This is a genomic window from Myroides sp. C4067 (assembly GCF_038039665.1).
Taxonomy (GTDB): Bacteria; Bacteroidota; Bacteroidia; order Flavobacteriales; family Flavobacteriaceae; genus Flavobacterium; species Flavobacterium odoratimimum.
In genome coordinates, this window is sequence record NZ_JBBPHJ010000007.1 from 72,147 (window position 1) to 85,118 (window position 12,972).

Genomic DNA, 12,972 nt, shown 5'->3' on the forward strand with positions numbered 1-12,972 from the left:
TCTCCTATAAGGGTAAGAATAAAGAATAAGAACGCTATTAGTTTTGTAATGTCAAAATAATAGCGTTTTTTTATTCTATATAAATATCAACGTTATTATTCAATTTTAAAAAAGACAACAAAAATGGAAGAGTTTATAGACTTTGACAATTTAAAACGTCCTGTTTTAGTTCAATTTTATGCTGACTGGTGTACTCCATGTAGAACACTATCAGGTATAATAGATCATATAGAGGAGGATATAGAAGCCAAAGTAGATTTGATAAGAGCAAATATAGATCAGTGTAAGGACTTAAAAGAAGAGTTCTTTGTTCGCTCTGTACCCACGATGATTTTATTAAATAAGCAGGGAGATATCTATTGGCGTCAGACAGGTGTTGTTGCTCCACAAGAGATTATGAAGCACGTGTGGCAAGTGGATAAAGAATAATTTAAAGAATTGAAATAATGAGTAACGTTGTATTATTAATTGAGTATGCTTTATTATTAGGCATAGGAGCTACTATATTTATGGATCTTTATGCGGTAGTTATTAAGAAACTGTTTAATATTCCATCATTGGACTATGCGATGGTGGGTAGATGGATAGGATCTTTTACGAAAGGAGTGTTTAGTCACCCTAATATTATGCAGGCTACGCCAGTGAAGAATGAGAGAGCATTAGGATGGATAGCACATTACCTCATTGGTATAAGTTTTGCTTTTGTACTATTGTTAATTTGTGGTGTAGAGTGGCTTTTAGTACCTACATTTTTACCTGCATTAGTGATAGGAGTGGCTACGACAGTGTTTCCATTCTTTATGATGCAACCAGCCTTTGGGTTTGGAATAGCAGCTTCCAAAACACCTAAACCAAATATAGTAAGGCTACGCAGTCTTCAAGCGCACACTATTTACGGGATAGGGTTATATGTAGCAGGATGGGTATTATCTCTAATTATTAGATAAAAAGTAAGGATATAAATGAGTCAAAGTAATAAAGATATAAAGGAAATAGAATCAATAAAAGATTTTAAGAATCATTTTTTGGTTTCTGAAGGAGGCACTTGTGGTGAGTGCAATAAACTGCGTTATAAAGAAGGGGCAGGTTATATGGAGGTCTTGTCTTTAGCTGATTTGAGGCAGCACAATGATTTGTTTTTAGGCAGTCGTACGCGCAAGCGATTTTATAGTATGGTGTTAGTCACTAAAGGTGCAGTTACCGAAGTCATAGGACATAAAGAATACCGATTAGGTGAGCAGATGATGTACTTTATTTCTGATAACCAATTACACCAAATAAAAGAATGGACGAATGACCTAGAAGGTTTTATGTGTCTATTTGATTCAGATTATTTTTTACTTTGTATCAAGCATCAAATCAAATTGAATAGCTTTCCTTTTTTTCAATTGGACAAAGCTCCTTATGTTGAGCTTACAGAACGTGAGGTAGAGATGATGAGTCATCTGTTTTGGAAGTTAAATCAAGAGCAATGTCAAAAAGAAACTTTTAATGATGATTTATTAGTGCGTATGTTCTTGAATATTATCTTAATAGAGGCAGAGCGAATATACAATCAACAGACTACATCAACTCCTTTTGTATTATCTAGAAAAGAGCAGTTAGTAGCAAAGTACCAACTATTGGTGACCCAAAATGCTATTGAGTTAAAGCAAGTAAATCAGTATGCAGAGTTGTTACATGTACATCCTCATTACCTTAATGATATAGTTAAAGAAATCACCAATCAGCCTGCTAGTTATTTTATTCATAAGTATCTTATAGAAGAAGCTAAATCAAGACTGATACAGACGAATGATACAGTTGCTCAGATAGCTATAGATTTAAATTTTACAGAGGAATCTTATTTTGGTCGTTTCTTTAAAAAGAAAACTGATTTAACTCCTCTTCAATATAGAAAGCAGCACAAACAGCATTAAAAACTTACCTATATAAAACCAAAATAGAGACCCTAAGGTCTCTATTTTTATACATAATTGATTCTTATTAATGTCCAGCACCAGCAATGATCTTACCAGCTCCTTTTTTTATCAATAAGAGTATAAAAGGAATACAAATAAGAAATAGTACCCCTAAGAACATAAATACATCCATATAGGTTAATACTGTTGCTTGTTTAGTCACTCCTAGGTCTAGTAGGGTGTATGCCTTCTGAAGTGCTTCATCTGTAGGGAATCCTTTCGCTATAAAGCTTTGTTGTAAGGCAGTTACACGATTCTGCACTTCTAGAGAAGCAGTATCTAAATGACTTACTAATCCTAGTCTGTGGTTTACAGACCATCTAGAGATAAAGGTTGTGATTAGTGCGATACCAAACGAACCTCCTAATTGACGCATCATCCCAGTAAAGGCTGCTCCTTCACCTATCTCTCTATTTCTTAAGTTAGAGAGTGATAGTGTTGTAATCGGTACGAATAGTAATCCTAACCCCACTCCACGTATAACTAATGGCCAGAAGAAATGTTCACTACCTGTATCTGGAGTAAGTATATTACGAGCCCAGAAACTGTATAAGAAGAATACTAAGAATCCTGCAGATACTAGATACTTAGGAGGAACTCCTCTTTGTAGCATTCTAGCGATAAATGGCATCATTAAAGCAGTCATTAGTGAACTCGGTACTAATAACATCCCTGCATCTGTCGCAGTCCATCCTAAAATCGACTGAGTATAGATGGGAATGATAAAAGTAGACCCGTATAACCCAAACCCTAAGATAAAGGATAGTACAGTACCAATGGCTAAATTAGAATCTTTCAGTACTCTTAAATTAACAATAGGCTTGTCACATGTAAGCTCTCTCCATACGAAGAAGAAGAACCCCAATACAGATGATATAGATAGAGTCAGAATAGTACTGTTCTCAAACCAGTCATCTTGTTGACCGTGTTCTAATACGTACTGTAAGGAACCTACTGCGATAGCAAGTAGTATAATCCCTAAGAAGTCTATCTCATTCAGTTTGCTCTTTTCAGCGTATTTAGGACTTCTAACATATAATATGGCCAATGTGGTGGCTATAATCCCTAAAGGCACATTGATATAAAAGATAAATGGCCAAGAGTAATTGTCTATAATGTACCCTCCTAATGGAGGTCCAAGTGTAGGCCCTACAATAACACCCATACCGTATATTGCTTGTGCAACACCTCTTTTTTCTACGGGATAACTCTCTGTGATAATGGTCTGTGAAGTTACTAATAAAGCACCTCCTCCTAGACCTTGTATAAAACGGAATAGTATAATCTCCCATAGGGTAGTAGAATACCCACATAAAAAAGAAGCTACAGTAAAGATGATAATGGAAGCAGCAAAGTAATTACGTCTTCCAAACTGTTGTGAGAGCCAGCTAGTCATCGGCACTACTATTACATTGGCAATAGCATAAGCCGTTACCACCCAGGCGATATCAGTAAGAGAAACACCGATACTCCCTTTCATATCATTCATGGCTACATTGACAATAGTCGTATCAACTATCTCTAACAGTGCACATAGAATGGCTGTGATGGTAATGATTATTCTGCGATAACCGTGTTCTACTAAGCTTTCTTCACTCATCGCTTATCGTCCACTTTTAATGTTTACATCGATATCTACATTCATACCTGCCTTTACATAGACTAACATTTCATCCTTCGGATTAGTGAAAGTAATCTTCACAGGGATACGTTGTACTGTTTTTACGAAGTTACCAGATGCATTATCAGGAGGTAGTAGAGCGAACTTAGCCCCAGTAGCTGGAGACATAGAGTTAATCACTCCTTCGAACTCATGCTTAGGGAATGCGTCTACTTTTATTTTGACAGGTTGTCCTTCACGCATATATTGCATTTGTGTCTCTTTAAAGTTTGCCACTACCCAGATATTGCCTTTTTGTACAGTATTGAATAGTCCTTGTCCAGGTTGTATTAATTGCCCTACTTGTAGGTTAATTTTAGATACTTGACCATCTTCTTTAGCTGTGATCACGGTGTAAGACAAGTATAACTCCGCATTGTCTAAGTTAGCTTTAGCTTGATCTACCATTGCTTTAGCAGCATCTATCTGAGAAGTAGAAGCTACAGCTTGAGATCTACTAATATTTACTTGTTGAGCTACAGCATTTGCTTGTTTTTCTACTGCTTTTAATTGTTCTTGTAGTACGACTACTTGTTTTTCAGCAGTCTCTTTAGCAGCTAGCGCTTGCTCATATTGTTGTTTAGTAATAGATTGACTTTCATAAAGTTTGTTGTATCTCTCATAGTCATTATTTGCTCTCCATAGCTGAGTTTTTGCAGCATCTATATTTGCCTTGGCAGTCGCTACATTAGCCACAGCAGTAGAAGCTCCAGCCTGAGAAGATATTACTGTAGATTCACTAGTATTATGCCCAGCTTCAGCTACTTTTAATTGGCTTAATGCCGCTTGATAGTTTGCTTTAGCTTGATCTACTTTGATTACATATTCTGTATCATCTAGTGTGATTAATACATCCCCTTTTTTGACCATTTGGTTATCTTGTACATGGATACTTTTGATGTACCCTGGTATTTTAGATACGATAGGAGAGATCTTTGTTTCTACTTGAGCATCATCAGTAGTCTCATGAGCCATAGAATGGATGTATTTATACACACCATATCCTCCTCCAAATAGTATTATAGCTCCTAACGCAATAATAAATTTCTTATTTAGAGGTTTTTTATATTCATTATTATTTGTTTCCATTTTAGTTTCCCGATTGTAAGTTGTCTAATAATTTTCCTGTTTTGTATGCATATTGATACAATGTCAATGTTTGATCAGCTTCTCCTAGCATATTGTCTATTTGAGCTTGTAACTGTTGTACATCAGCTTCTAATAGATGATCAGTGTCTGTCAGACCATTGTCATACTTATCTTTTACAATGCGGTAATTCTCATTAGCCTGAACAAGAGCTTTTGCTAAAACAGTGTTCTTTTTTAAAGCTAACTCATAAGCATTATATGCTTCTTCTATTTCTACTTTAGCCATATCTTCTACTAACAAGACTTGATATTCAGCTTCTGTTTTCTTTGCTTTAGCTTTATTGACTTCTGTTCTGTTTTTAAAGATAGAAGCTAAGTCAAATTTTAGACCGACTCCTACCATAGTAGCATTAGTGATATCAATTACTTTATCTAATTGAATAGCTGAGTATCCAGCTGTTAATCCGATAGAAGGGAAGTAATTACCTCTAGCTATTTTGATAGTCGTTTGAGCTATTTCGTCCATTTTTATCACACTCTGAACATCTTTACGTGTAGAGAGGTCATCTGTTTTAGTAGGTAAGATATCTACAGGATTAGCTTTCTCTGCAACGATTGTTTCATTAGACGGAAAATCTAGAAGAGTACTTAATCTTGTACTAATATTCTTCAAGGTGTTTTTCGTTTCTTCTAAAGATAACTCTACATTCGCTTCTTGCAATTGTGTTCTTAAATAGTCATTTCTAGCGATTAGACCATTGTTTAAGAATTGTTCAAAGTCAATTGTGCGTTGGTGTGCACGCTTTAGATTTTCAGTTAGCAGCGCTATAGACTGCTGCGTCTTATATAGTGCAAAGTATAAATTGATGGTTTGGTAAACTACATTCTCAGTAGTAGATTGCTCTGTTAGTTCAGCTAATGCGTAGTATTGTTTACTTTGGTTTACAGCGTTACTAATTTTAAAACCGCTAAATAGAGGAACATTAGCTTTGGCTTGTGCCATCATTAAATGCTGAGGTGTCACCTGTGGCATTTGGTTTTCTCCAGACGATGGAGGTAAAGGTACTTTTAGATTAACATCAGTACCATTAAAGAGGCGATTATAGGATCCTGAAACTTCTAGATCGGGGTAGCGCATATTTTGGGCGCTATGAATCTGAAGTTTAGTAGCCTCTGTACTTGCTTTTACTTTTTTTATCTCTTTGCCATTTTTTAAACTTAATGTAATGGCTTGCTCTAGGGTAATAGGTGTTTGAGTTGAAGTTTGAGCAAACGCTTGGCAAATAAATAATGAAGCAAGTAAGACGTAATTACTTTTGTTCATTGTAGATTAAAATTGATTGAAAGGATTGTATTAAATAAGGATATATATGCTGTTTGATGTGCAAACTATATTCTTCGTGATCGGGTATATTCCAATAGCTAGATAAAGTGCGTTCGTGGTGTATTAGGTAACTTAATATTCCCAATGAAAAGATAACGAATGTAACAGGGTCTGGTTTCGCTTTAAAAAGACCTTTTTCATACCCCTCTTCTATAAAACTATTGATAATATTTAATATTTCGCGCTGTAGGATGGTTATACCATCTGATATCTCAGGGATGTCCTCTTTTTTAGACAGTTGCCCCATTAAGATAATGTGGAAATCAGCGTTTTGTAACTGTACAGTCATCATATGCTCTACGAAAGCTAATAATTTCTGCATAGGGTCTAAGTGAGTATCTGTGGTAAGAAGAGCTAGTTTTTCTCTTGTTCGAGTTAATCGTATTTCGAATAATGCAATAACCATTGCTTGCTTAGAACCAAAGTAATAGTTGATCATAGCAACATTAATACCAGCAGCTTTAGAAATATCTCGTATACTCGTTCCATCTATACCTTTTTGAGAGAATAGCTCCTCTGCTACGATTAATATTTCTTTCTGTTTATCACTTAATGCCATGAGTTGTATTTTTTCAGAATGTAAAATTAAACAAACGTTTAATTGGTAATTACATTTTTCTTAATTATTTTGTGTTAAAATAATTTTAATGTAATTATTTAAGTAATTGATTAGTTTTAATTCATTTTATAACTTTTTGATTTACTGTAAATTAGAAGTTTAAGGTATAATTTCTAATTAAGAATTAGAAATTAAGAATCATTGCCTACGGCATTCGGTATGCACATCACGCAATCGCTGTGTAATCTATATCCATAATACACATCACTTCATGCCTGAAAAGGCACACATTCCTAATTCCTAATTAATAATTCCCATAAGGGCACATTCCTATTTTTAAAAGAATAGCAAGAAATGGATTGTGAGAAAAAAGCAGAATCTATTTCTTTGTATACTTGTATTAAAGAAGTTAGTCATGGAAGTAAGTAAACAATATGAAAAGGCAAGACAAGCTATAGCGTATATCGTAGCTAACCATTACGCACAACCTAATTTATCAGAGATAGCAACAGCAGTTGGGTTAAGCGAATATCATTTTCAAAGATTATTTACAGAATGGGTAGGAAGTAGTCCTAAGCAGTTTTTGAGATATATAACCTTAAACTATGCTAAGTATGTTATAAAAGAACGTTTAGAACAGACCTTGTTTGACGTTGCAGATGAGGTAGGGTTGAGCAGTAGTAGTCGTTTACATGATATGTTTGTTTCTATAGAAGGCATGACTCCTAATGAGTATGCTAATAAAGGGGCGTCTTTAGAGATTACCTATAGTTATTGGGATACCCTGTTTGGACAGGTGGTAGTTGCTTCTACACCTAAAGGGATTTGTCATATCGCTTTTACTTCTGAGCATAGTGATGGATTAGAGCGTATTCATGCAGATTTTTCTAATGCTGTATTAGTAGAAGAAAGGAAGGGTATACATCAGGCTGTGATCGATATATTAAACAGAGAAGGAGATCTGACACAAGTCAAATTACACCTTAAAGGAACTCCTTTTCAGCTTAAGGTATGGGAAGCCTTATTACAAATTCCTGAAGGACAATTAACAACTTATGGGGGTCTAGCAGACAGATTAAATAATGCAGGTGCAAGTAGAGCTGTAGGCACCGCTATTGGTCGGAATCCTGTAGCAGTATTAATACCTTGTCACCGCGTGATACAGCAGACAGGTTTGTTAGGGGGATATATGTGGGGAGCAGAGAAGAAACAGCTAATTGTGGGTTGGGAATTAAGTAAAACACATGAATAAAATACATTAGCAGTAAAAAATATATTGTATAGAAGAGTATCCACTGTGGATGCTCTTTTTGCTTAATGGTAGTTCCATATTAAACCCAGATTAAGCATTAGCCAAATACTGCAAAGCAATTTTACTTCATATCTCTTTCATTTCTTCTAAAACCATACTACATGCCTTACTACAGCTGGCTCTTCGTATAAAATAGTCCACAGGACTATTTTATACTCAGCCCTTTCTTAAATTCAGAGCTATTTTGTATAATTACTTTTCGTTTATATGTCAATCGCTTAATCTGGGTTAAAACTGATAGAATAATTTATTTTTTGAAAAATAACCCCAAAAAAGTAGATTGTTTTTTTGATTTTGTCTCTTGTTTTTCTCTAAAAAAATCAAAATAGACCTCTTTTTACTCTCTTTTTTTAGCTATTTGCCCTCTTTTTTAGCCTTTTACTCCTACTAAGTGAATTTTTAGAATCATTTTTTTTAATTTAAAAATGATGTAATGTGTTGATACATAGTTGTTTGTTTGGGTTTTGATAAGAATTGAAGTTATTCTGGATTGCTTGTAATCCCAGTAAATAAGGGGCTTCATAGCAGATCCTTGGACAATTATAGGAGTATAGTAGGACAATACTTGGGTATAGCGGGCTTTTGTCCAAGGATAGTCCTTTTATTGATCTAGTATTCTTTTAGGATGTGACTTGAAGGATAAATCTAGAATTTGTGGTAGTCAAATACTGCAATGCAATTCTATCTTATGGTTCCTTCATTAGTTCTAAAACCATACTAACGTAGGCTTATATCTTTAATTCAGACCTATTTTGTATAATACCTTTTCGTTTATATTCTTATCGGATAGTTTGGGTTAAAATGCGCATATAGGATAGTGAGGGAGAGGAATAATCATAGAGGTTCTAAGCGATATGTATATAAATGTATTGAGGCGAAACTGTGTAAGCTCGCCTCAATGTATTAGGGTTAGGTTTGATTAACGTTGATTTAGGGTTAATGAACTCCAGTATGACAGGGCTAATAGCACACCTGCTATGAATATAAAACCTAGTGATGTGATAGGCTCTCCCATCCCTAAGTGTGCGATAGCGGCAGAGATAATATTAATGGTAAACCCTGCGTAAGCAAAACCTCTTATCGTAGAAGATAAGAAAGGGAGTAATATCACTATAGCTCCTAAAGCCTTAGCTATAGCGAGTTCTACTCTGAAATAATCAGGAAAACCTAGGTAAACAAAGGCCTCTTTCATCTCTTCTGTTGCTACATAGTTATAGGCACTAAATAACATAAATAAAGAGAATAGACTTGTAGATACCCAGAATGTAATTTTAGAATTCTTCATTTTTAAGTGTTTTTATGGCCTATCTAAATAGATAGGTTCTTTTGTGGGTGCAAACATAACTGACTTTAAGGTGGTCTTCTCTATTAGTTTCCTTTTGGGAAGTGGTTTCCTTTTGCACACTACTGTATAATAAAGTAATTTTAGGGTGAATTAAAAATAGAGCAGATGAAGAAAAAACCAGTGTTGAATAATACAGAACAATGTCAGGTAAGGATAGTAGCTATTAAAGATACGATGAGCTTATTATCTGGTAAATGGAAGGTATATATTATCGGAACATTATTACATGGAGGTAAAATGAGGTTTATGGATCTAATGCGAGAAGTAGAAGGGATAGGCACAAAAATGTTGTCAAAAGAATTACATGATTTAGAAGCAAATCATTTGATAAAAAGAACAGTGTTAAATACCAAGCCTATTTCTGTAGAATATGAATTGACAGAGTATGGAAAAACACTAGAAAGAGTGATCGAGGAGATTATGATTTGGGGACAGAAGTACCGCCAAACGGTCTTTAATGAGGGGAAATAGACTGAATATTTATTTTATACTCCTTGTATTTTGTATCTAAAAAGAGCGTAAATTTAATAAGTAATCGTACAGATAGATAAAGCATTGTATCAATACTTATAAAGATAGGATATGACATCACAAGAGGGTAAATCGACCATAAGACAGGCTGTGATTAAAGGCAAAACAGAATACTGTCATCTCATCTTAGAACCCAAACCTAAGATTGTGTTTACTATAGATGGAAAAATAAGTTCTCATCAGACTACTATTTTAGGCAAGGAGAATGGCTTTTTTTCATGGATGCAGTTTGTAGTGATTATCATGTTTATACTTAGTCTATTGACTTATTATTATGTGGGCTTTTATTATGCGCTGATTCCAAGTATTATTACAGCTTATTTGTTGTATGTTATTTATAGTAGTTGGGATATGACTACTGTTCATGTTATAGATAAGCAGGATGTTATAGAAGTTAATTTGGTCAAAAGATCCTATCTCTCTGCTACAGGTTTTGATATCCGTTTTAAAGATAGTAAGGGCAACAGAAAAGTGAGAAGATTTTTATTAGCTAATCAAGGAGCTGGTAAAGAGGAGTTTTATGAGAAGGCAAAGGAATTGTTTAGAAACAATGGATATATGTAATAATATAGGGAGATTCAAAAAAGACATCTCCCTATTCAGTTTATAAGCTAAGTATTATATGATCATTATTTCCACCAATGGTAGTAGTTGTGTCCTCCATCGTATACGAACCCGCATCTAGGGTATAATACATTCCCTATGTCATTTGTCTTTTCTGTTTCTAGCATTAGTCCACATGCATTGGTTTCTTCACACCATTGTTTTGAACGGTCGATGATTGCTACAGATAATCCTATCCCTCTGTAGTCTGGATGTACGAATAAGTCACTTAATAACCACTGTTTTTCTAATTTGATGTAATGGAATAATTCATAAAGTTGAACGAATCCAACTGCTTGCCCATCTACATACGCTAAGAAGATATGAGACTGGTCATTAGACAGCCGATCAAGTAAGAACTGTTTTCCTTTTTCATAATTTGATTCTTGTCTGTAGAATACTCTATACATATCGAATAGCATAGAGGCATCTTCTAGGTGTTCTAAAGTCGCTTTTACTAAAGTCGCAGTTGTGTTTTTTAGAGTTACTTGTTGTCTTGTTACCCCAGTGTTCGTTGTAGTCATAAATACTTATTGGTTTAAAATTTCGAGGCAAATGTCTCGTAAAAAAGGAAGGAGATTATAGACCAGTTTTAAAATAGTTTAGTAGTCCTGTAGATATTTTATTGTTTGTATATTTGAAATAAAAAATGGATGAAAAGGTTCTTTTTGATGTAATAAATCAATTAATATCTGAACGAGTAAATATTTTTCAATTGAAAGAGAAATTAAGAAATATAGTAAGAAACCGAACAAATGAAAATTCAGATCAAGTTGAGATTAGTTGGAGATTAGTATGGGGTTATTTAGTAAGATATGGTTTTATAGAGACAGATGTAAATAATAGAAGTGTACTAACAGTAGAGTGGGATAGATTAGTTAATGTAGGAAGTATAGAACTATATTTTGATATTTTAACTAAAGAAAAGGAAGATATTATTCAAGAACGAAAGCAAGGAAATAAAATACAAGAAGAGACCTTATTTGAGTCAAAAAGAAATAATAGAAGATCACAATGGCTTTCAGGAGCTTCATTGTTTATTGCAATAATTACATTTACTTATTCTTTTGTAAATAAGGATTCTAAAGAGATAGATGAGTTAAAAAGAAGAATACTTCATATAGAACAAGAAAATAAGATATTAGAGGAGAAAATTATTAAAAATAATCACGATTTAATGTTATTTATTAATACAAAATTATGAATGATAAGTACCTAGATTTAATTTATAGAGAGAATGAATTTGTTAATTCAAAAGGAAAGAAATTTGAGTATTTTCACTTGGTTAAGGCAATCACAAAATTGGATAATGTAGGTATAGTGAAATCAATAGAGGAACCTGATTTTATTTTAAGACAAAATGATAAGAATTTTGGGATAGAGATAGTTACTTTGGTTGATCCACAAAAAGCAAAAAGGAGTGGGTTTATTCAAAATGTACTTAATTTGATATGTAGAGATATTTCTAATGATTATTTACAAAAATATGTATTGAGCGTTTATTTCTTTGACGACATTAAAATAGTTAAAAAAAATATGTTTGAAGAGTGTAAGCAAGTAATTAAACATTATCTTGAATATAGTATTTTAAAAGAGAACAATTATATTAAAAAGATTGTTAATGGAGGTAGAAATAGTATAATGAATTTATGTTTTAATCCCGGAGGTTATATGTCCCTCGAGTTAACAGAAGATATTCTTAATAGTTTTGTTTATAAAAAGAATTGTAAAATAGACCAATACAAAGAAAATTTAAAAGGCAATGAATGTTGGTTGTTGTTAGTGGCAAATAAAAAAGAATACTATTATGATTTATTCGATGATTTACCTCCTAACTTAACTATTAAATATGATTTTGATAAGGTACTTTTACTACATGATTTTAATAATGACTTATTTGAATGGAATAATGATAAATGGCATCTAATATAAGATATTGACAATACAGATTCCTAATTAGGAAATTAAGATAGATAGAATGTAATAATAATTAACTACTATAGTTTAAGAATGTTTTCGAAAAGTATAAAATCCAAAAATTATACAACAAGTACTCGGAATGGTATAACAAATGAGAATCTCTAGTGTAGTACTTTTGGCGTAGAGATTATGAAAAAACTATTCGTCATATTATTCGCATTTTTGTACACTGGCTTGGCTTCAGGCTTTAGTACATATCAGCACATCTGCCAAGGATTAGTGCAAGAGGCGAGTATACCTAAATCTCAAGCAAATGAAAAGAACTGTGGTTTCTGTGCTTTAACAGGGAGAACCGTAGAAGAACCAAAGAAGAACTGCTGCCAAGATAAAGTAGAGGTAGTTAAAGTAAAATCAGAGGTTCAGAATAGTTCATTTAAAGTTTTAAAAATTTCTTTCTTTACAGATGCGATATTGCACCGTTATTTCGGAGCAGTATACGAGTATGTTCATACAGTAAGAGATAATTTCACTACTTATACTTATTATTTATACAGAGTCAAAGAAGTACCTCTGTACATTAAGAATTGCGTCTATAGACTTTGATTCAT

15 protein-coding genes are annotated in these 12,972 nt (G+C 33.5%); 9 read left to right on the top strand and 6 right to left on the bottom strand.

Translation table 11 applies throughout. The annotated features are described in order from the left end of the window. Nucleotides 1-123: 123 nt before the first annotated feature. Genes AABL87_RS06915 through AABL87_RS06925 form a run of 3 tightly spaced genes read left to right on the top strand, consistent with a single transcriptional unit; the run spans nucleotide 124 to nucleotide 1,919 of the window. Entirely contained in the window at nucleotides 124-429 is a 306-nt protein-coding gene (locus AABL87_RS06915; RefSeq protein WP_058699528.1) for a thioredoxin family protein, read from the top strand. A 17-nt stretch (nucleotides 430-446) separates the two neighbouring features. Beyond that, on the top strand, nucleotides 447-947 hold the full coding sequence (locus AABL87_RS06920) for a DUF2938 domain-containing protein (RefSeq protein WP_006259187.1): 501 nt from the start codon (nucleotides 447-449) through the stop codon (nucleotides 945-947). Nucleotides 948-962: 15 nt separating this feature from the next. Further along, nucleotides 963-1,919, top strand: coding sequence for an AraC family transcriptional regulator (locus AABL87_RS06925; RefSeq protein ID WP_071307320.1), 957 nt, complete (start codon nucleotides 963-965; stop codon nucleotides 1,917-1,919). Nucleotides 1,920-1,986: 67 nt separating this feature from the next. On the opposite strand, the gene AABL87_RS06930 is transcribed toward AABL87_RS06925, so the two are convergent. From AABL87_RS06930 to AABL87_RS06945, 4 genes are read right to left on the bottom strand one after another with little or no spacing between them, the layout of a single operon-like run. Continuing rightward, nucleotides 1,987-3,561, bottom strand: a complete 1,575-nt coding sequence (locus AABL87_RS06930) for a DHA2 family efflux MFS transporter permease subunit (protein ID WP_025125604.1) — start codon at nucleotides 3,559-3,561, stop codon at nucleotides 1,987-1,989. A gap of 3 nt (nucleotides 3,562-3,564) precedes the next feature. Then, nucleotides 3,565-4,710, bottom strand: a complete 1,146-nt coding sequence (locus tag AABL87_RS06935; RefSeq protein WP_025125603.1) for an HlyD family secretion protein — start codon at nucleotides 4,708-4,710, stop codon at nucleotides 3,565-3,567. 1 nt (nucleotide 4,711) lies between these two features. Further along, on the bottom strand, nucleotides 4,712-6,034 hold the full coding sequence (locus AABL87_RS06940) for a TolC family protein (protein WP_071307321.1): 1,323 nt from the start codon (nucleotides 6,032-6,034) through the stop codon (nucleotides 4,712-4,714). After that, nucleotides 6,021-6,653 carry a TetR/AcrR family transcriptional regulator gene (locus AABL87_RS06945; protein ID WP_006260994.1) on the bottom strand — a complete coding sequence of 211 codons (633 nt, stop codon included), beginning with the start codon at nucleotides 6,651-6,653 and terminating at the stop codon, nucleotides 6,021-6,023. The genes AABL87_RS06940 and AABL87_RS06945 overlap by 14 nt, the downstream gene beginning before the upstream one ends. 415 nt (nucleotides 6,654-7,068) lie before the next feature. Here AABL87_RS06945 and AABL87_RS06950 point away from each other — a divergent pair, with 415 nt between their 5' ends. Then, nucleotides 7,069-7,905: a methylated-DNA--[protein]-cysteine S-methyltransferase gene (locus AABL87_RS06950; protein ID WP_071307322.1), complete on the top strand. Its 837-nt coding sequence runs from the start codon at nucleotides 7,069-7,071 to the stop codon at nucleotides 7,903-7,905. 979 nt (nucleotides 7,906-8,884) lie between these two features. Here AABL87_RS06950 and AABL87_RS06955 read toward each other — a convergent pair. Next, nucleotides 8,885-9,250, bottom strand: coding sequence for a DoxX family protein (locus tag AABL87_RS06955; protein WP_006259183.1), 366 nt, complete (start codon nucleotides 9,248-9,250; stop codon nucleotides 8,885-8,887). A gap of 165 nt (nucleotides 9,251-9,415) precedes the next feature. Here AABL87_RS06955 and AABL87_RS06960 point away from each other — a divergent pair, with 165 nt between their 5' ends. Continuing rightward, nucleotides 9,416-9,781: a winged helix-turn-helix transcriptional regulator gene (locus tag AABL87_RS06960; protein WP_006259182.1), complete on the top strand. Its 366-nt coding sequence runs from the start codon at nucleotides 9,416-9,418 to the stop codon at nucleotides 9,779-9,781. Nucleotides 9,782-9,892: 111 nt separating this feature from the next. Further along, nucleotides 9,893-10,405 (top strand): hypothetical protein, encoded by a 513-nt coding sequence (locus tag AABL87_RS06965; RefSeq protein ID WP_071307323.1) that lies wholly within the window; start codon nucleotides 9,893-9,895, stop codon nucleotides 10,403-10,405. Between the two features lie 65 nt (nucleotides 10,406-10,470). On the opposite strand, the gene AABL87_RS06970 is transcribed toward AABL87_RS06965, so the two are convergent. Next, the gene (locus AABL87_RS06970; RefSeq protein ID WP_006259180.1) at nucleotides 10,471-10,968 is read right to left on the bottom strand and encodes a GNAT family N-acetyltransferase; all 498 of its coding nucleotides are present in this window, start codon (nucleotides 10,966-10,968) and stop codon (nucleotides 10,471-10,473) included. A 125-nt stretch (nucleotides 10,969-11,093) separates the two neighbouring features. Here AABL87_RS06970 and AABL87_RS06975 point away from each other — a divergent pair, with 125 nt between their 5' ends. The 3 genes from AABL87_RS06975 to AABL87_RS06985 all read left to right on the top strand — a co-directional run bounded on the left by AABL87_RS06975 (nucleotide 11,094) and on the right by AABL87_RS06985 (nucleotide 12,967). Next, complete coding sequence (locus AABL87_RS06975) at nucleotides 11,094-11,648, top strand: hypothetical protein (RefSeq protein ID WP_071307324.1); 555 nt, start codon at nucleotides 11,094-11,096, stop codon at nucleotides 11,646-11,648. After that, nucleotides 11,645-12,376 carry a hypothetical protein gene (locus AABL87_RS06980; protein ID WP_071307325.1) on the top strand — a complete coding sequence of 244 codons (732 nt, stop codon included), beginning with the start codon at nucleotides 11,645-11,647 and terminating at the stop codon, nucleotides 12,374-12,376. The genes AABL87_RS06975 and AABL87_RS06980 overlap by 4 nt, the downstream gene beginning before the upstream one ends. A 177-nt stretch (nucleotides 12,377-12,553) precedes the next feature. Further along, on the top strand, nucleotides 12,554-12,967 hold the full coding sequence (locus AABL87_RS06985) for an HYC_CC_PP family protein (RefSeq protein ID WP_006259178.1): 414 nt from the start codon (nucleotides 12,554-12,556) through the stop codon (nucleotides 12,965-12,967). Nucleotides 12,968-12,972: the final 5 nt, after the last annotated feature.

Bases quoted from the DNA above. Each gene is read 5' to 3' on its own strand.
- AABL87_RS06985 (WP_006259178.1), top strand. From the start codon at position 12,554: ATGAAAAAACTATTCGTCATATTATTCGCATTTTTGTACACTGGCTTG.
- AABL87_RS06940 (WP_071307321.1), bottom strand. From the start codon at position 6,034: ATGAACAAAAGTAATTACGTCTTACTTGCTTCATTATTTATTTGCCAA.
- AABL87_RS06970 (WP_006259180.1), bottom strand. From the start codon at position 10,968: ATGACTACAACGAACACTGGGGTAACAAGACAACAAGTAACTCTAAAA.
- AABL87_RS06930 (WP_025125604.1), bottom strand. From the start codon at position 3,561: ATGAGTGAAGAAAGCTTAGTAGAACACGGTTATCGCAGAATAATCATT.
- AABL87_RS06920 (WP_006259187.1), top strand. From the start codon at position 447: ATGAGTAACGTTGTATTATTAATTGAGTATGCTTTATTATTAGGCATA.
- AABL87_RS06950 (WP_071307322.1), top strand. From the start codon at position 7,069: ATGGAAGTAAGTAAACAATATGAAAAGGCAAGACAAGCTATAGCGTAT.
- AABL87_RS06955 (WP_006259183.1), bottom strand. From the start codon at position 9,250: ATGAAGAATTCTAAAATTACATTCTGGGTATCTACAAGTCTATTCTCT.
- AABL87_RS06915 (WP_058699528.1), top strand. From the start codon at position 124: ATGGAAGAGTTTATAGACTTTGACAATTTAAAACGTCCTGTTTTAGTT.
- AABL87_RS06980 (WP_071307325.1), top strand. From the start codon at position 11,645: ATGAATGATAAGTACCTAGATTTAATTTATAGAGAGAATGAATTTGTT.
- AABL87_RS06925 (WP_071307320.1), top strand. From the start codon at position 963: ATGAGTCAAAGTAATAAAGATATAAAGGAAATAGAATCAATAAAAGAT.
- AABL87_RS06975 (WP_071307324.1), top strand. From the start codon at position 11,094: ATGGATGAAAAGGTTCTTTTTGATGTAATAAATCAATTAATATCTGAA.
- AABL87_RS06965 (WP_071307323.1), top strand. From the start codon at position 9,893: ATGACATCACAAGAGGGTAAATCGACCATAAGACAGGCTGTGATTAAA.
- AABL87_RS06935 (WP_025125603.1), bottom strand. From the start codon at position 4,710: ATGGAAACAAATAATAATGAATATAAAAAACCTCTAAATAAGAAATTT.
- AABL87_RS06945 (WP_006260994.1), bottom strand. From the start codon at position 6,653: ATGGCATTAAGTGATAAACAGAAAGAAATATTAATCGTAGCAGAGGAG.
- AABL87_RS06960 (WP_006259182.1), top strand. From the start codon at position 9,416: ATGAAGAAAAAACCAGTGTTGAATAATACAGAACAATGTCAGGTAAGG.